This window comes from Roseococcus sp. GW821-FHT12F05 (assembly GCF_058806835.1).
The window spans coordinates 108,771-123,393 of record NZ_JBXAQB010000004.1; the positions used below are offsets into that span (position 1 = coordinate 108,771).

Sequence of the window (14,623 nt, forward strand, 5' to 3'; positions counted from 1 at the left end):
CTCTCAGCCCGGCGGCAGGCAGAGCAGGTCCTGGTGCTCCACGCGCACCGCGAGCAGGCCGTCATCGGCCTGCGCGCCCCGCGCCTCCGCCCATTCCCGGATCTGCGCCGCGCCGCGCCTCTCGTGGCGCAGCGCGGCCTCGGCATGGCCGAGCGCCAGCTCATAGGCCATGTCGCGCGCCTGGCGCGACACGATCCAGGGGCTCGGCGCGCGATGCACCTGATAGCCGTGCGCCGCGAAGACCCTGTTGATCACGGCGGGCGCCTCCGGCCCCAGGGCGATGCCGGAAAAGCCCTTGTCGCGCCGCTGGTCGCGAAGGAATCCGCGCGCCACCAGCGCATCACCCGGCAGGGGCGGCGAGAAACGGTCGCGACCCGAGACGTTCAGCGCCGCATAGAAGGGCAGCTTCCGCCGCGCCAGCGCCGCCGCCAGCCGGATCAGCCAGCGCTCGGAGACGAGGTCGCAGAGCGCGGAACAGGTGACCACGTCCACGGCATCCAGCGGGAGGCCGGAAGGGGCCTCGGCGAGGTTGGTCAGGATGCCCTCGATGCGCCAGGCGCCGTGCGGCGAGTGCACCAGCAGGGCCTTCTTCTGCGGCCAGGTGGCCTTCCAGCCCATGTCCTCGGCCGCGTCCATCATCGTGTCGAAGGCGCGCGACATGAGCTCGGCATCGGCATCCGCCAGCACCCAGCTGTGCGGCCGCGCGACGAAATGGCCGAGCCAGCGCGTCAGGCTGCCGGTGCCCGCGCCAAGGTCGAGGAAGCGCGGGCGCGCCTTCTCGTCGACGTGCTGCATCAGCAGCTCGACGAGGTCCGGGTCGCGGGCGGCGGCGTCGAAGGGCTCGCGCAGGTCGAGCCAGTCGCCGTCGAATTGCTCAACCATGGCCGGCGGCCTCCAGCTCGGCGACGAAGCGCGTCGCGCGGTCCTCCCAGCGGGGCAGGGATTGCCCGGCCGCCCAGCTCGCCTCGGCCATCTGCGCGCGCAAGGCCGTGTCGAAGAGCGGCCGGCGCATGCCGCGCGAGAGGCTGTTGGCGTCGCCCGGCGCAGCCAGGATGGCCGCGCCCGGGCCCACCAGGTCGGCGATGGCGCCGCCGGTGCAGAGCGCCAGCGGCAGCCCGCGCGCCTGCGCCTCGGCGGCCGCCATGCCGAAGCCCTCGAAATGCGTCGCCAGCGCGAAGAGGTCGGCCGCGGCGTATTCCTGCTCCAGCGCCCCGTTGGTGATGGCGCCCAGGAATTCCACGCGCGAGGTCAGGCCCAGTTCCTCGGCCAGCGCCGCGAGGCCGTCGGCATGCACGGGATCGGCCGGCGGGCCGGCGATGCGCAAGGTCCAGTCCAGGTCCGTCAGGCGACCCAGCGCGCGCAGCAGCACGTCGTGCCCCTTGCGCGGGATGAGCGAGCCCACCGAGAGGATGCGCGCGCCCGGCCCGCCCGAGCCGATGGCGCGCGCGGCGGGATCGGTGCCGGGCTCGACGACGCCGATCCGCGAGGGATCGGCGCCGAGCGGCGGCAGGCCCTTGGCCGTATAGGGCGAGGTCACCACCAGCCGCCCGCAGGCGGCGAAGAGTGCGCGCTCGCGCTCGGCCAGTGCTTCCTGGTAGGGCCCCGGCTCCAGCGAGGTCGGGTGGTGGATGAGGGCCACGGCGCTGCGCGCGGCCAGCTCGTGCACGATTCCCGCGAAGGCGGGCAAGGCGAGCCCGTCGATGACGGGGATCTCGTCGCCAGCGAGGCCGAGGAAGCCGGCGCGGGCCGAGACCTCGGCCGCCTCGTCCGGCATGGGGAAGCGGCCGTCGAGCTCCACCACGCGGACCTCGTGGCCGAGGGCGCGCAGGCCCTCCACCAGCCGGCGGTCGTAGAGATACCCCCCCGAGACGGTGTCGAAGGGGGCGGGGACGAAGAGCGCGATTCTCATTCGAGCGGGCCCTCGAAAGCGGCCCAGGCCACGTGGCTCTCGCGCAGCAGCACCTTGATGCCGGTCACGCCATGGCCGCCGGGGCCCATGCGCCCGTCGCGGCAGGCGGCGGCCAGCAGCCCGTGGATATGCAGGCAGAGGAATTCGGTGGTCGTGTTCTTGGCGGCGAATTCCGGGACCTCGTCGAGGTTCCGGTAGTCCAGAGCCGAGAGGATTTTCCGCAACTCGTCCTTCGCCAGGCCGATGTCGATCAGCAGGTGCAGGTCGTCGATGTTCGGCGCGCGGAATTCCGCCTCCACGACGAAGGTCGCGCCGTGGAGCCGCTGGGCCGGGCCGAACTCGGCGCCGCGGAAGGAATGCGCGACCATGATGTGGTCGACGACCGTCAGGCTGAACATGTCGGAAAATCCTTGGTCTTGGGCATCCGATTCAGACCTACACGCCTGCGGCGCTTCGGTCATCGGATGCCGAGGCTAGTCGTAGAGGATGATGGGGCAGAGCGGCTGCGGCGCGCCAGCCGGCGGGTCCAGCAGCGCGGACATGGAAGATGGCAGCTCCGCGAATGGCACGGCGGGACCGACCAGTGCGTCGAGCCTGGTATCGTCGAGGAGCGAGAGGGCGAGGGCCATGCGGTCGGCATAGGCGCGGCGGCCGCGCATGGCGGGCGAGACGCTGCCGACCTGGGTGGAGATCAGCTGCAGCCGCTTCTGGTGGAAGGCGGCGCCGAGGGGCAGGGAAGGCTCGGCATCGCCGAACCAGCTGGCCTCGAGGATGCGGGCCTCGAAGCCGGCGCGGTCGAGGGCCAGGCGCAGCCCGGCCTCGCTGGCGCTGGCATGGACGATCAGCTCCTGGCCGCCGGGCGCGGCATCCGGCGCGAAGAACTCCGCGCCGAAGGAGGCGGCGAGCTTCGCGCGGGCGGGATCGCGGTCGACAGCGCAGACCTGCACGCCGGGGATGCGTGCGAGCAGGAAGGCACAGAGCAGACCGACGACACCCGCGCCGATCACCATGTCCCGCTCGCCGAGGCGCGGCGCCGCGTCCCACATCACGTTGACAGCCGTCTCCATGTTGGCGGCGAGCACGGCGCGCTTGTCCGGGATCGCCTCGGGGATGTGCGTGCACATCGCGATCGGCGCCACGAAGCGCGTCTGGTGGGGATGCAGCACGAAGACGCGGCGGCCGATCCACTCTGCCGGTCCCTGCTCGACGACGCCCACTGCCGCATAGCCGTACTTCACGGGGAAGGAGAGCTCGCCCTCCTGCATCGGGCAGCGCATGGCGCCGTGCTGGGATTCCGGCACACGGCCGCGGTGCACCAGCCGCTCGGTGCCGCGCGAGATGCCGGAGGCGATGGTGCGGATCTGCACCTCGTCCTCGCGCGGGATGCGCACACGCTCCTCGCGCAGCTCGCAGGCGCCGGGGGCGACGTGCCAGAGGGCCGTCGCCATGCTCTCGCGCCGGTTCGTCATGCGGCGCGGCGGTCCAGCGCGATGTCGAAGAGCATGTCGGGCTCGATCGGGTGGCAGGTCCAGGAGAAGCGCATCCCCTCGGAGATGCGGGCCACTTCCGGCAGGTCGAAGGCCGGACGGCCGGAGCCGAGAATCATGGGCGCGACCGTGACGTGCAGCCGGTCCAGGCAGCCGGCGACGAGGAAGCGCGAGACCGTCTGCCCGCCCCCCTCCACGAAGATTTTTCGCAGTCCCCGTGCGGCAAGGGCACGCAGCAGAGCGGGGAGGTCCAGGCAGCCGGTGGGGTCGCGGCCGATGCGCAGGATGTCCGCCGTGCCGTGCCGCGTCGCGCCGTCGCAGGAGGTGACGAGCAGGGTAGGCGGACCTTGGCGGAAGAGGCCGTACTCCGCGTCCAACCGCCGGTCCGGGTCGATCACCACGCGCACGGGCGAGGGGCCCGGCACATTCCGTGTCGTCAGCCGCGGATCGTCGGCGCGCACGGTGCCGGCACCGACCACCACCGCGTCGCAGAGGGCCCGCAGCCGGTGCGTGTGCCGGATGTCGCCGGGCCCGCCGATCCATTGGCTATGGCCGAGCCTGGTCGCGATCCGCCCGTCCAGCGTCTGCGCCAGCCGGCCCACGACGAGGCAGCCGTCGGGCGCGGTCGGCGGGGCGAAGAGGGGTGAGAACAGCGCGGCCAGCGCGCCCGCGCCTTCCGGGCGCCCCGCGAGGAGCGCCTGCCATTCCGGATCCTGCGCGCCATCCATTCGGCCGGGTTATGCCGGAAGCGAGCGGCGATGTCAGGCCCGGGCTTCTCCCATGCGGCGTTGCGGGACGGCGGGTCCGGCCGGTAAGGGCGGGTGATCCGGTTCCCGGAGTGAGGCGATGGCACGACAGCGGCGACGGCGACGACAGCACGCGGAGGCGATGCCGCATGAGCTGCCGCTGGTGTTCGGAGAGCACCGGATCGCGGGGGGCTGGCTCGGCATCGGGATCGCGGGGGCGGCTTTCGTCGTCATCGGGACGGCGATGGCCGCCGCGGGATCGCCGGAGGTGATGCTCGCGGTGGGGCCGATCCTGGCGGTGGTCGCGGCGCTGTGCGCGATGACGCGGGTGGTGCGGTTCGATCCGGCGGCCAGGGAGGTCCTGGTGACGCGGCGGCTGCTCGGGTTCAGCCATACGCGGTGCCTGTCGTTCGATCGGTTCCGGACCGTGGCGGTGACCGTGCACATCTTCATTCCGAAGGTCGCTCCCGCGGGCGGGACCATCGCGAGGAAGCAGAAATTCATGCACTTCGAGATCACCCTGCGGGGATGCTGGAACCGGCTGCGCCTGCCGGACGGCGCTCCGGCCGAGGGGGAGGCGACGAAGCGGCGCGACGCCGCGGAGGAACGGGCGCGCCGGCTTGCGGAGCGGCTGGGGCTGGTGGCCGAGCGGCGGGGCTACCGGATCGAGGAGGCGGGCGAGGCCGGGTTGATCACCGTGCCGCGCCGGCGGGTGGTGGAGCCGCTCGGCTGACGTGACCGGCGAGGCGGCAAAGCCTGCCCGCCGGCCTCAGGCCCGCGTCGCCATGGCGAGCGCCGGCGCCTGGTGCGGCGGGCGCCGCTGGCCACCGCGCCCGTAGCCCGGCGCGGCTGAAAGCGGCCTGGCGGCGCCGGCGATGGTCTCGATCACGCGCGACTGCAGCGCGATCGCCGTCTCCAACAGCTCGCGGTTCTCCCGGCCGAGATGGGCCAGCGCGAGCGCCATCTTCTCGGCCGCCACGCGGGTCTCGCCCTCGGCGCGCGAGCGGGTGCTCGTGGCCGCGGCGGTGGCGGCGGCGAAGGCGTCCGTCGCCTGCATCTTGCGTGTGGCCATGGCCGCGGCGCGCGTCATGTCGAGGGCGGCGAGCGCCTCGTTCTCGGCGCGCAAGGCCTCGGCCAGCCGCTCCCCGGCTGATATCACGGCGTCCATCATGGGCGGGTTTCCTGATTCTGTTGGGAAATTTCCTGCATCCGGATCATGTGCCGCAGCACCATGTCCTGGATTCCGATGCCGCGACCGGCGCGGGCGGCGCCGGTCGCGAAACCCTCGACGAGCATGGGGCGCCACTGCGATTCCGCCGCGCCGCCGCCGAAGGTGCCCTGGCCCACGCTCTCGAAGGCGGGCTGGAGCAGCTGCGCGAAGACCTGCGCCTCGAAGCGCTGGGCGACCTCGCGCATGCGCTCGGGCGTTGGGGCGGTGGCGGCGCGTGGGGTGGGGGCCAGCATCAGCGCACCTCCGGCTCGGCCTGCCCCGCGCGGCGGAGCCGCGGAAAGGACAGGCGCTGCAGGCCTCGGTCGCGTGTCATCAGCGCACCTCCAGCTCGGCCTGCCCTGCGCGGCGGAGCCGCGGAAAGGACAGGCGCTGCAGGCCTCGGTCGCGTGTCATCAGCGCACCTCCAATTCGGCCTGCAGCGCTCCTGCGGCCTTGATGCTCTGCAGGATGGTGATGAGGTCGCGTGGCCCGACGCCGAGGCTGTTCAGCCCGCGCACCAGCTCGGCCAGCGTGATGCTGCTGCGCAGCACGCCCATGCGGCGCTCGCTCTGGTCGTCCACCTCGATCTGGGTGCGCGGCACCACCACGGTCTCGCCGCCGGCCAGCGGGTTGGGCTGGCTCACCTGCGGCGTCTCGGTGATGCGGATGGTGAGGTTGCCCTGCGCGATCGCCACCGTGGAGACGCGCACGTTGGACCCCATGACGATGGTGCCCGAGGCCTCCTCGATGACCACGCGGGCCACCTGGTCGGGCTCCACGCGCAGCTGCTCGATGCCGGTGATGAAACCCATGGGATCGCGGCCGCCCAGCGTGAGCAGCACCGTGCGCGGATCGGTCGCGCGGGCCACGCTGCCATTCGCCCGGTTGATGGCGGCGGCGATGCGCTGGGCCGTGGTGAAGTCCGGGTTGCGCAGCGAGAGCCGGATATGGTCGCGCCCTGCCATCGTATAGGGAATGGCGCGCTCGACGATGCCGCCGGCCGAGATCCGCGCCGAGGTCGGCACCCCTCGCGCCACCGAGGAGGCGGCCCCGCGCGCGGCGATCGCCCCGGTCGCGACCGCGCCCTGGGCCACCGCATAGACCGCGCCGTCGGCGCCCAGCAGCGGCGTCACCAGCAGCGTGCCGCCGGTGAGGTTCTGGGCGTCGCCGAGCGAGGACACCGCCACGTCGATCCGGCTGCCGGGCTGCGCGAAGGCGGGGAGGTTGGCCGTCACCATCACGGCGGCGACGTTGCGCGTGTCCAGCCGCGTCTCGTTGTCGCGCGTGTTGACGCCGAGCCGCTCCAGCATGCCGACGAGCGACTGCCGGGTGAAGATCGCGGTGCGCAGCCGGTCGCCGGTGCCGGGCAGGCCGACGACCAGCCCGTATCCTACGAGCTGGTTGTCCCTGATACCCTCGACATCGGCGATGTCCTTGATGCGGACCGGCTGGGACGCGGCCGTATTGGCCCCCAGCAGAACGAGGGCCGCCGCGAGCGTCTTCACCAGCCGGAAAGGATTTTTTCGCACTCTCGCCGACACTCCGCGATGACTGGCCGCTCGCGACGGCCTCGGGATGGACAGGGCAACCGCCGTGCCAGCCCTGGGGCCCTCCGGATGGGCAGATCGTGCCGGGAGAGGGGGCGGGCTTGCCGCCGCGGGGGGCAGCGGGCGGCAGAAAGCGCCGTCCCGAGGAGGGTTTTGGGATGCTGACGCCGATCCGGAGCTACACGGCCGTCGGGCGGGCCAAGGGGCGAGACGAAGCCGCGCGGCGCGCCGGCACCGGCTTCGCGCTGCCGGAGGCGGAGCGCGCGTCGGAATCGGCCGCCGCCGGTTCCGTCACCGGCAGCCTTGGCCTGATCGGGCTGCAGCAGGGATTCTCCGACGCCGAGCGCGACGCCGCTGCGCAGCGCCGCGGCCAGGCCGTGCTGGAGGAGCTGGCGGGGCTGCAGCTCGCCCTGCTGTCGGGCCGGATCGATGCCGGCCGGTTGTCGCGGCTGGCCCAGCTCGCGGAGGGGGAGGCCGGTGCCGATCCGGCGCTGCGGGACATCCTGCGCGCCATCTCGCTGCGCGCCCGGATCGAGCTCGCTCGGCTTCCCGCGGCGCCGCGTTGAGGCAGAAAGGACGCCCCGAACCGAGACTGCCTGCTCTTGCGGCAAACGCGCCCGAATGCTTGTGGACAAATGCATGAAATCGCTTCCGGACCATGCACTTGGGGTGAAAAGGCCTCTTGGCGGCCGGAAGACACTTGAATATGGTCCGGCCGCCCCGGGATCGCGGTCGGCGCCGGGCCGAGCGCACCACGTGGGGAGGGTAAAGGCTCATGGTCGTCACTCTTCCGCCCGATTACCGTCCTTCGGAAGACGAAGAGTTCATGAATGCCTTACAGCAGGAATACTTCCGTCAGAAGCTTTTGAGATGGCGCGGTGAATTGCTCCGCGAGGCCGGCGTCACCCTCAACTCCCTCTCCGCCGGCGGCATCTCCGAGCCGGACCTCACCGACCGGGCCAGCGTCGAGACCGACCGCGCCCTGGAGCTACGTACCCGGGACCGGGCCCGCAAGCTCATCAGCAAGATCGACCAGGCGCTGGACCGGATCGCCAACGGCACCTACGGCTTCTGCGAGGAGACCTTCGAGCCGATCGGCCTGCGCCGGCTGGAGGCCCGCCCGATCGCCACCCTCTCCATCGAGGCGCAGGAGCGCCACGAGAAGATGGAGAAGGTCCACCGCGACGACTGATGCCTACGGCGTCGCTGCCCAGTCCGGCAGCGGATCCCTGAGGCCCTTCAGCGCCTCGGACAGTTCCGGCATCGCGGGCGCCAGCAGCCCCGCATCGTTCTCCGACACACGGCCCACGCGGGCCTCGACCGGCCAGAAGGCGAGGAGCGAATCCTCCGCCGGCCGCATCAGGTCCAGCAGCTCCTCCTCTCCCGCAGGAGCGTCGCCGAGCCAGCGCGCCCAGGCCTCGCGCCGCAGGATCACCGGCATGCGCGGATGCATCAGCGCCTGGCGCCCGGCCGAGGCGGTGGTGATCACCGAATAGGTCCGCAGCCAGCTCCCGTCGGGCTGCTTCCAGCCTTCCCAGATCCCGGCCACCGCCATCGGCGCGCCGTCGCGCAGCGCGACCGCGAAGGGCTGCTTCGCCTTGCCCTCGGCATGCCACTCATAGAAGCCGTCCATGGGCACGAGGCAGCGGCGTTTCACGAAGGCGTCGCGGAAGCTGGGCTTCTCCAGGATGGTCTCGGAGCGCGCGTTGATCAGCCGCGCCGCGCCGGTGGCGTCCTTCGCCCAATGCGGCACGAGTCCCCAGCGCAGGATGTCCAGGTGCCGCGCGCCGGTCTGCGGATGGCGCCGGACCACCAGCCCCTCCTGCGTCGGCGCGACGTTCCAGGAAGCGGCGAAATTGGGCGTGGGCGCGCCGGTCTCGAAATAGCTCGCGAGCCCGGCCGGGTCGCGCTGGAGGATGTAGCGGCCGCACATGGCTCCATCAAAGCACGGATGGTGTCAGCGCGCGCCCTTCAGCCAGCCGTCGGCGGTCGCCTCCAGCCGGCGGGCCGAGGCATGAGCCATATCGACCTCGCGCGCCGTGCCGGCCAGGGCGCCGCGATAGCCCTGCATGCTGGTCTCGAGGCCGGAGACGGCGCCACCGAGGGCGACGAGGTTGGTGCGCAGCGCGCCGAAGGCATCCTTCTGCTCGGCCAGCGCGGCCTCCAGGCTGCGCAGCGCGGCGCGCAGCCGGTCTTCCGGCTTCTGAGGGAAGGCGAGGATCTGGGCCATGGGTCAGACTCCGGCGTTCAGACGAGGGCGTTCATCTCTTGCCAAAGGGCTAACACGTCTCATTTTTTAAGACAAGATTCATTAATTGATAAACTTCAACCGACGCTTGCGTGGGCACCCGACGCGCTGCAACCGACCGGCTGCCATGGCCCTACAGGCAATTCTTTCAGGGCCGCCTTTGCGCTATGCAGCAAGGATGGGTGTCAGCCTGGAAATTATCTTCGTCCTTCTTCTCACGCTGCTGAACGGCGTCTTCGCCATGAGCGAGCTGGCGGTGGTCTCGTCCCGGAAGGGGCGGCTGCTCGCCATGGAGCGGGCCGGGAACCTGGGGGCCTCGGCCGCCCTGGAGCTGCAGGAGAACCCTCAGCGCTTCCTGCCCACCGTCCAGGTCGGCATCACGCTGGTCGGCATCCTCGCCGGCGTTTTCGGCGGCGCGGCGATCGCGGGACCCTTCGGGGATTTCCTGTCCCAGTTCACCGTCCTGGCCCGATTCGGCCACGAGATCGCCTTCGCGCTGGTCGTGCTCGCCATCACCTATGTGAACCTGATCCTGGGCGAGCTGGTGCCCAAGCAGCTGGCGCTGCGCAATCCGGAGAAGGTCGCCTCCATGCTGGCGCGGCCGCTGACGGCGCTGGCGCGGTTCACCTCGCCCTTCATCTGGTTCATGTCGAAATCCTCCGCGCTGATCCTGTCCCTCTTCGGCGCCCATGTGCCGACCGACCAGAGCGTGACGGAGGAGGAGGTGAAGGCCGTCGTCGCCGAGGGCGTGCATGCCGGCGCCCTGGACCACAGCGAGCGGCAGATGATCGAGCGGGTGCTGCGCCTCGCCGACCGGCCGGTCCGCGCGCTCATGACGCCGCGGCCCGAGGTCGCCTGGCTCGACCGCAACGCCGAGCCGCAGGACATCGCCGCCGCGCTCCGCGCCGAATCGGTCACGCGCTTCGTCGTCTCGGACGGGCGGGTGGACAATGTGCTCGGCGTGGTCGCCGCCAAGGACCTGCTGGACCAGATGCTGGAGGGCGCGCCGCTCGATCTCTCGCGCGTGCTGCGCCAGCCCGTCGCCATGCCGGACGGGCTTTCGGCGCTGGCCGCGCTGGAGCGGCTGCGGGCGGATCCGCTGGGGCTCGCGCTGGTGCTGGACGAATACGGCAGCTTCGAGGGCGTGGTGACGGCCTCCGACCTGCTGGAGGCGATCGTGGGCGAGCTCGGCCCCGCGCCGCAGTCGGAGAAGCCCTCGGCGGTCGAGCGCTTCGACGGCTCCATGCTGCTGGACGGCATGATGGCGCTGGACGAGCTGCGCGACCGGCTCGCGGGCTTCGAGGCGCCGCCGCAATCCAGCGCCTACCACACGGTGGCGGGGCTGATGCTGGCGCTGCTGGAGCGGGTGCCGCGCGAGGGCGACCGGATCGTGCATTCCGGCTGGCGCTTCGAGATCGTCGACATGGACGGGCGCCGGGTGGACAAGATTCTGGCGAGCCGCGAGGAGCCGGCGGTGGCCGGCGCGGCGCCGTGAAGGACGTGACCGGAAGCCGACCCGCCACCCGGACCTAGTGGGGTCACCATATCCGTGCGGCCATTGCCGAAGCGGATGCAGGCAACTTCGCCAACGAGGCCGAGGTGAAGGCCGCCTTCGCCCGCCGGGGCGTGGAGCCCGCCGCCTGACGCGGCCATGCTGGATACGCGCGGCTGGCGGGTCACCCCCGCCGGTGGCAGAGGATCGCCGCCAGCATCAGCCCGCCGATGACGGAGATGTGCTCGACCGCGAAGAACATCTCCATCATCGCCCGCTCGCCCTCGAGCGCCCAGAAGTTGTGCGCGATGGGGATGGTCAGCGCGGTGAAGATCCCGAGCGCCCCGGCGCCGAGCCAGGCGTGCCGGCCGGAGATCACCAGCGCCGAGCCGGTGATCTGGGTGACGATCGTCGCGACCGCGAAACCCGCCGGCGGGTTCAGGCCGAACATCGCCATCTCCTCGGTCGCGAAGCCGAAATCGGCGAGCTTGGCGATTCCGCTCATCCAGAAGGGCAGCGTCAGCAGCACGCGCGCGACCACGCGGAAGGCGGCGGATTCGAGCAGCGAGGCGATCAGCCCCGGGGTCGCGGCAGGGAGGGAGGTGGTGGCGCTCACGGCGAGGTCTCCGGCAGGAAAGAGAAGGCCGCGCGATAAAGGCGGTGCCGCCCGACCACAACCGGAGGTTTTGTCGCGTTCGTCGCGCTCAGCGCGGCGCCGACTTCGCGATGGGGGCGATGAACTGCACCTCGGTGTCCCAGGGGAAGAGGATCCAGGTGTCCTGGCTCACCTCGGTCACGAAGGCGTCGACCAGCGGCTTGCCGGCGGGCTTGGCGTAGATGGTCGCGAAATGCGCGCCGGGCAGCACCTGGCGCACCAGCCGCGCGGTGGTCCCGGTGTCGACGAGGTCGTCCACCAGCAGCCAGCCGGTGCCGTCGCCGGCCGCGGAGGGCGGCTTCACCATCACCGGCTCGCCCCGGTTCTCCTCGTCATAGGTGACGACGCTGACCGTCTCGATGACGCGGCATTCCAACTCGCGCGCGATGATCGCCGCCGGGATCAGCCCGCCGCGGGTGATCGCGACCACCCCCTGCCAGGGCCCGCGCTCCAGCAGCCGCCAAGCGAGCGCCTTGCTGTCGCGGTGCAGCTGGTCCCAGGTGACGGTGAAGTAGTGCGGCCCAGTCTGCGGCCCGGTCTTCTGAACGGTCGCCATCAGAACATCCGGCCGCCTTCGGGGACGGAGAAGTCGGGCCGGAGCAGGACCACCGCGCCGTTCTCGTCCGGCACGCCGAGCACCAGGACCTCGCTCAGGAAGGGGCCGATCTGGCGCGGGGGAAAATTCGTCACGGCCATCACCTGGCGACCGATCAGCTTGTCCGGCGCGTAGTGCACGGTGAGCTGGGCCGAGCTCTTCCGCACGCCCAGCGGCGCGCCGAAATCCACCCAGAGCTGGATGGCGGGCTTGCGGGCCTCGGGGAAGGGCTTCGCGTCGACGATGGTGCCGACTCGGATCTCCGCCCGCTCGAAATCCTCGTAGGTGATGGTGCCGGACATGCCAGGGGCTTAGCGGAAGCCGGCGGGCCGCGCCAACCCCCGGGAATCCCCCGTAGATGGACGGGCCGGCTTTCTCGGCTATTCTCTCGGCTCGCCAGCGCTATAGCGGGAGTCCGTAGCATGAATGTCGTATCGCCCCTGGCGAGCCGCCCAGCCTTCCTCCACACCCATCGCTACCGCGATTTCCACTCGCCCGGCCGCAGCGCCTCGGTCTCGATGCGCGGCATGGCCGCGACCTCCATGCCGGCCGCGACGCTGACGGCGCTCGACGTGATGCGCTCCGGCGGCAACGCGATGGACGCGGCCATCGCCGCCGTCGCGGTGCTGAGCGTGATCGAGCCGCAGAGCACGGGCATCGGCGGCGACTGCTTTTGTCTGTACGTCCCGGCGGGAACGGGAAAAGTGTATGCGATGAACGGCTCCGGCCGGGCCGCCGCGGCCTCCACGCCCGAGAAACTGCGCAGCCTGGGCGTGAACCAGCTCGTGGACACCAGCCCGCATGTGGTGACCATCCCCGGCGCGATCTCGGCCTGGGAGGCGCTGAACGCCGCGCATGGCCGCAAGGGGCTCGACGCGCTGCTGCAGCCCGCCATCAAGCTCGCCGAGGAAGGCTTCCCGGTGTCGCCGCGCGTGGCGCTCGACTGGGCCGACGCGCGCGGCAAGCTTGCGGCCAACGAGGCGGCCGCGCGCCACTACCTGAAGGGCGGCCAGGCGCCGCAGGTCGGCGACATCATGCGCTTCCCGGCGCTGGCGGCGACGCTCCGCAAGATCGCGGCGCAGGGCGCGCGCGGCTTCTACGAGGGCGAGGTCGCGGCCGACATGGTGAAGCACCTCCGCGCGCTCGGCGGCGTGCACACCGAGGAGGATTTCGCCAAGGCGCTGCGGAGCGCCGAGTTCGTCGAGCCGATCAAGCGCGCCTGGAAGGATATGGAGATCTACGAGTGCCCGCCGAACGGCTCGGGCATCATCACCCTCATGATCCTCGGCATGCTCGAGACCTTCACGCCCCCGGGCGAGGCGATCTCGGCCGAGCGCTTCCACCGCCACATCGAGGCCGCGCGGCTGGCCTATCGCGACCGCGACGCCTTCATCGCCGACCCCGCCTTCGAGGACGTGCCGACGGAGACGCTGCTGTCGGACGCGTACCTGCACGGCATGGCGAAGCTCATCAAGGACGACCACGCCATGGTCGTGCCGCCGCCGCCGGACACGCTGATCCCCAAGCACAAGGACACCATCTACCTCTGCGTGGTGGACGAGGACGGCAACGCCTGCTCCTTCATCAACTCGCTGTTCAAGAGCTACGGCTCGGGCATCCTGGCCGAGGGCTCGGGCGTGATGCTGCACAACCGCGGCTTCGGCTTCCGCCTGCAGGAGGGCCACCCCAACTGCATCGCGCCGGGCAAGCGGCCCATGCACACCATCATCCCGGGCATGGCGATGAAGGACGGCAAGGCGGTCATGCCCTTCGGCGTGATGGGCGGCCACTATCAGCCGATGGGCCAGTCCACGCTGCTGACCAACATGTTCGACTACGGCATGGATCCGCAGCAGGCGCTCGACCAGCCGCGCGTCTTCCCCGAGGACGGGAAGGTGCAGGTGGAGACGGGCGTGCCGAATTCGGTGGTGGTGGGGCTCGAGGCGCTTGGCCACACCTGCACGACCATTGCCAAGCCGCATGGCGGCGGGCAGGCGATCTACATCGACCACGCGCGCGGCGTGCTCATGGGCGGCAGCGATCCCCGCAAGGACGGCTGCGCGCTGGGCTACTGAGCCCAACCGGGCGTATTCCTGGAACGCCCCGCATGGTGACGTGCGGGGCGTCCTGCTGTCCGCGCCGTCACAGTTCCTCACGGGCGATACCGGCCCGGTGATCTTCCGGTAACCGGCACCCGTCAGTCTGCTCGCATCGAAGCGGCACTCCGCCCTTCCCGATGGAGGCGAGCATGAAGCTGATGCGGGCGATGGCCCTGGGGGCGTTGCTTCTCGGTCGCGGCGCCCAGGCGCAGCCGGCCTGGGCCGGTGGCTTTCCATCCTCGGAGCTGCTCCTGGGCCTGCGGGATCTCGACCAGGATGGCGGCGTGAGTTGGGAAGAGGCGTGGCTCTTCGCGCTCGCCGACTTCCATGCCGTCGACGAGGACGGCAGCGGCAACCTGACGCCGGAGGAGTTCGGATCGCTTCTCGCGGCCGACGTCGCCGAGGCGCTCGGCCTGCTCGAACAGGCCTCCGGCATCCTCCTTGTCGGCGGCCTTCCGCCGGGACGGTTCCGCAGCTTCGACGCCAACCGGGACGGCCGCGTGACGCTGGACGAGCTCTACGCCTTCGTCGCGGCCGAATTCCTGGTCATGGATGTGAAGGGAGACTGAGTCCCCCTCCCTGGTGCGCGTCTTGCGCGGGCTCCGGAAGCGGCGATGATCCTCGGAACGCTGGAG

19 protein-coding genes are annotated in these 14,623 nt (G+C 71.3%); 6 read left to right on the forward strand and 13 right to left on the reverse strand.

The genetic code is table 11. The features are described from left to right. Positions 1-3: 3 nt before the first annotated feature. From AC1ROY_RS12410 to AC1ROY_RS12430, 5 genes are all read right to left on the reverse strand, one after another. A complete protein-coding gene (locus tag AC1ROY_RS12410) occupies positions 4-882 on the reverse strand; it encodes a class I SAM-dependent methyltransferase (protein ID WP_493149134.1) in 879 nt (292 codons plus the stop codon). After that, positions 875-1,909, reverse strand: coding sequence for a glycosyltransferase family 4 protein (locus AC1ROY_RS12415; RefSeq protein WP_493149135.1), 1,035 nt, complete (start codon positions 1,907-1,909; stop codon positions 875-877). Before AC1ROY_RS12415 ends, AC1ROY_RS12410 begins: the two co-directional genes overlap by 8 nt. Continuing rightward, positions 1,906-2,307 (reverse strand): 6-pyruvoyl trahydropterin synthase family protein, encoded by a 402-nt coding sequence (locus AC1ROY_RS12420; protein WP_493149136.1) that lies wholly within the window; start codon positions 2,305-2,307, stop codon positions 1,906-1,908. The genes AC1ROY_RS12415 and AC1ROY_RS12420 overlap by 4 nt, the downstream gene beginning before the upstream one ends. A 75-nt stretch (positions 2,308-2,382) precedes the next feature. Beyond that, positions 2,383-3,378, reverse strand: coding sequence for a zinc-dependent alcohol dehydrogenase (locus tag AC1ROY_RS12425; RefSeq protein WP_493149137.1), 996 nt, complete (start codon positions 3,376-3,378; stop codon positions 2,383-2,385). Then, positions 3,375-4,124 carry a RibD family protein gene (locus AC1ROY_RS12430; RefSeq protein WP_493149138.1) on the reverse strand — a complete coding sequence of 250 codons (750 nt, stop codon included), beginning with the start codon at positions 4,122-4,124 and terminating at the stop codon, positions 3,375-3,377. Before AC1ROY_RS12430 ends, AC1ROY_RS12425 begins: the two co-directional genes overlap by 4 nt. A gap of 160 nt (positions 4,125-4,284) precedes the next feature. On the opposite strand from AC1ROY_RS12430, the gene AC1ROY_RS12435 reads away from it, so the two are divergent. Beyond that, a complete protein-coding gene (locus AC1ROY_RS12435; RefSeq protein ID WP_493149139.1) occupies positions 4,285-4,875 on the forward strand; it encodes a hypothetical protein in 591 nt (196 codons plus the stop codon). Positions 4,876-4,911: 36 nt separating this feature from the next. Here AC1ROY_RS12435 and AC1ROY_RS12440 read toward each other — a convergent pair whose 3' ends face one another. The 3 genes from AC1ROY_RS12440 to AC1ROY_RS12450 form a co-directional block, all read right to left on the reverse strand. Further along, the gene (locus AC1ROY_RS12440) at positions 4,912-5,313 is read right to left on the reverse strand and encodes a hypothetical protein (RefSeq protein WP_493149140.1); all 402 of its coding nucleotides are present in this window, start codon (positions 5,311-5,313) and stop codon (positions 4,912-4,914) included. Further along, positions 5,310-5,606, reverse strand: coding sequence for a rod-binding protein (locus AC1ROY_RS12445; RefSeq protein WP_493149141.1), 297 nt, complete (start codon positions 5,604-5,606; stop codon positions 5,310-5,312). Before AC1ROY_RS12445 ends, AC1ROY_RS12440 begins: the two co-directional genes overlap by 4 nt. 159 nt (positions 5,607-5,765) lie before the next feature. Continuing rightward, the gene (locus tag AC1ROY_RS12450; RefSeq protein ID WP_493149142.1) at positions 5,766-6,881 is read right to left on the reverse strand and encodes a flagellar basal body P-ring protein FlgI; all 1,116 of its coding nucleotides are present in this window, start codon (positions 6,879-6,881) and stop codon (positions 5,766-5,768) included. 176 nt (positions 6,882-7,057) lie between these two features. On the opposite strand from AC1ROY_RS12450, the gene AC1ROY_RS12455 reads away from it, so the two are divergent. Beyond that, positions 7,058-7,465 (forward strand): flagellar assembly protein FliX, encoded by a 408-nt coding sequence (locus AC1ROY_RS12455; RefSeq protein ID WP_493149143.1) that lies wholly within the window; start codon positions 7,058-7,060, stop codon positions 7,463-7,465. A gap of 209 nt (positions 7,466-7,674) precedes the next feature. Continuing rightward, positions 7,675-8,091: an RNA polymerase-binding protein DksA gene (gene dksA / locus AC1ROY_RS12460; RefSeq protein ID WP_493149144.1), complete on the forward strand. Its 417-nt coding sequence runs from the start codon at positions 7,675-7,677 to the stop codon at positions 8,089-8,091. A gap of 3 nt (positions 8,092-8,094) precedes the next feature. Here dksA and AC1ROY_RS12465 read toward each other — a convergent pair whose 3' ends face one another. Together AC1ROY_RS12465 and AC1ROY_RS12470 are read right to left on the reverse strand one after the other, a co-directional pair. Further along, a complete protein-coding gene (locus tag AC1ROY_RS12465) occupies positions 8,095-8,832 on the reverse strand; it encodes an SOS response-associated peptidase (RefSeq protein ID WP_493149145.1) in 738 nt (245 codons plus the stop codon). 24 nt (positions 8,833-8,856) lie between these two features. Continuing rightward, the gene (locus AC1ROY_RS12470; RefSeq protein WP_493149146.1) at positions 8,857-9,129 is read right to left on the reverse strand and encodes a hypothetical protein; all 273 of its coding nucleotides are present in this window, start codon (positions 9,127-9,129) and stop codon (positions 8,857-8,859) included. A 196-nt stretch (positions 9,130-9,325) separates the two neighbouring features. Between AC1ROY_RS12470 and AC1ROY_RS12475 the strand changes: the two genes are divergently transcribed. Then, positions 9,326-10,642, forward strand: a complete 1,317-nt coding sequence (locus AC1ROY_RS12475) for a hemolysin family protein (protein ID WP_493149147.1) — start codon at positions 9,326-9,328, stop codon at positions 10,640-10,642. 181 nt (positions 10,643-10,823) lie between these two features. On the opposite strand, the gene AC1ROY_RS12480 is transcribed toward AC1ROY_RS12475, so the two are convergent. The 3 genes from AC1ROY_RS12480 to AC1ROY_RS12490 all read right to left on the reverse strand — a co-directional run bounded on the left by AC1ROY_RS12480 (position 10,824) and on the right by AC1ROY_RS12490 (position 12,191). Continuing rightward, entirely contained in the window at positions 10,824-11,255 is a 432-nt protein-coding gene (locus tag AC1ROY_RS12480; protein WP_493149148.1) for a DoxX family protein, read from the reverse strand. Positions 11,256-11,343: 88 nt separating this feature from the next. Then, positions 11,344-11,850, reverse strand: a complete 507-nt coding sequence (gpt, locus tag AC1ROY_RS12485; RefSeq protein WP_493149149.1) for a xanthine phosphoribosyltransferase — start codon at positions 11,848-11,850, stop codon at positions 11,344-11,346. Further along, the gene (locus tag AC1ROY_RS12490; RefSeq protein ID WP_493149150.1) at positions 11,850-12,191 is read right to left on the reverse strand and encodes a tRNA-binding protein; all 342 of its coding nucleotides are present in this window, start codon (positions 12,189-12,191) and stop codon (positions 11,850-11,852) included. The genes gpt and AC1ROY_RS12490 overlap by 1 nt, the downstream gene beginning before the upstream one ends. A 120-nt stretch (positions 12,192-12,311) precedes the next feature. Between AC1ROY_RS12490 and AC1ROY_RS12495 the strand changes: the two genes are divergently transcribed. Then, positions 12,312-13,964 carry a gamma-glutamyltransferase family protein gene (locus tag AC1ROY_RS12495; RefSeq protein ID WP_493149151.1) on the forward strand — a complete coding sequence of 551 codons (1,653 nt, stop codon included), beginning with the start codon at positions 12,312-12,314 and terminating at the stop codon, positions 13,962-13,964. A 173-nt stretch (positions 13,965-14,137) separates the two neighbouring features. Then, on the forward strand, positions 14,138-14,557 hold the full coding sequence (locus AC1ROY_RS12500) for an EF-hand domain-containing protein (protein WP_493149152.1): 420 nt from the start codon (positions 14,138-14,140) through the stop codon (positions 14,555-14,557). Positions 14,558-14,623 lie beyond the last annotated feature (66 nt).

What these genes read in the sequence shown, in the direction of transcription:
- AC1ROY_RS12430 (WP_493149138.1), bottom strand. Translation starts at nt 4,124, where the DNA reads ATGGATGGCGCGCAGGATCCGGAATGGCAGGCGCTCCTCGCGGGGCGC.
- AC1ROY_RS12500 (WP_493149152.1), top strand. Translation starts at nt 14,138, where the DNA reads ATGAAGCTGATGCGGGCGATGGCCCTGGGGGCGTTGCTTCTCGGTCGC.
- AC1ROY_RS12495 (WP_493149151.1), top strand. Translation starts at nt 12,312, where the DNA reads ATGAATGTCGTATCGCCCCTGGCGAGCCGCCCAGCCTTCCTCCACACC.
- AC1ROY_RS12490 (WP_493149150.1), bottom strand. Translation starts at nt 12,191, where the DNA reads ATGTCCGGCACCATCACCTACGAGGATTTCGAGCGGGCGGAGATCCGA.
- AC1ROY_RS12420 (WP_493149136.1), bottom strand. Translation starts at nt 2,307, where the DNA reads ATGTTCAGCCTGACGGTCGTCGACCACATCATGGTCGCGCATTCCTTC.
- AC1ROY_RS12445 (WP_493149141.1), bottom strand. Translation starts at nt 5,606, where the DNA reads ATGCTGGCCCCCACCCCACGCGCCGCCACCGCCCCAACGCCCGAGCGC.
- AC1ROY_RS12455 (WP_493149143.1), top strand. Translation starts at nt 7,058, where the DNA reads ATGCTGACGCCGATCCGGAGCTACACGGCCGTCGGGCGGGCCAAGGGG.
- dksA (WP_493149144.1), top strand. Translation starts at nt 7,675, where the DNA reads ATGGTCGTCACTCTTCCGCCCGATTACCGTCCTTCGGAAGACGAAGAG.
- AC1ROY_RS12470 (WP_493149146.1), bottom strand. Translation starts at nt 9,129, where the DNA reads ATGGCCCAGATCCTCGCCTTCCCTCAGAAGCCGGAAGACCGGCTGCGC.
- gpt (WP_493149149.1), bottom strand. Translation starts at nt 11,850, where the DNA reads ATGGCGACCGTTCAGAAGACCGGGCCGCAGACTGGGCCGCACTACTTC.
- AC1ROY_RS12415 (WP_493149135.1), bottom strand. Translation starts at nt 1,909, where the DNA reads ATGAGAATCGCGCTCTTCGTCCCCGCCCCCTTCGACACCGTCTCGGGG.
- AC1ROY_RS12440 (WP_493149140.1), bottom strand. Translation starts at nt 5,313, where the DNA reads ATGATGGACGCCGTGATATCAGCCGGGGAGCGGCTGGCCGAGGCCTTG.
- AC1ROY_RS12425 (WP_493149137.1), bottom strand. Translation starts at nt 3,378, where the DNA reads ATGACGAACCGGCGCGAGAGCATGGCGACGGCCCTCTGGCACGTCGCC.
- AC1ROY_RS12475 (WP_493149147.1), top strand. Translation starts at nt 9,326, where the DNA reads ATGGGTGTCAGCCTGGAAATTATCTTCGTCCTTCTTCTCACGCTGCTG.
- AC1ROY_RS12435 (WP_493149139.1), top strand. Translation starts at nt 4,285, where the DNA reads ATGCCGCATGAGCTGCCGCTGGTGTTCGGAGAGCACCGGATCGCGGGG.
- AC1ROY_RS12465 (WP_493149145.1), bottom strand. Translation starts at nt 8,832, where the DNA reads ATGTGCGGCCGCTACATCCTCCAGCGCGACCCGGCCGGGCTCGCGAGC.
- AC1ROY_RS12410 (WP_493149134.1), bottom strand. Translation starts at nt 882, where the DNA reads ATGGTTGAGCAATTCGACGGCGACTGGCTCGACCTGCGCGAGCCCTTC.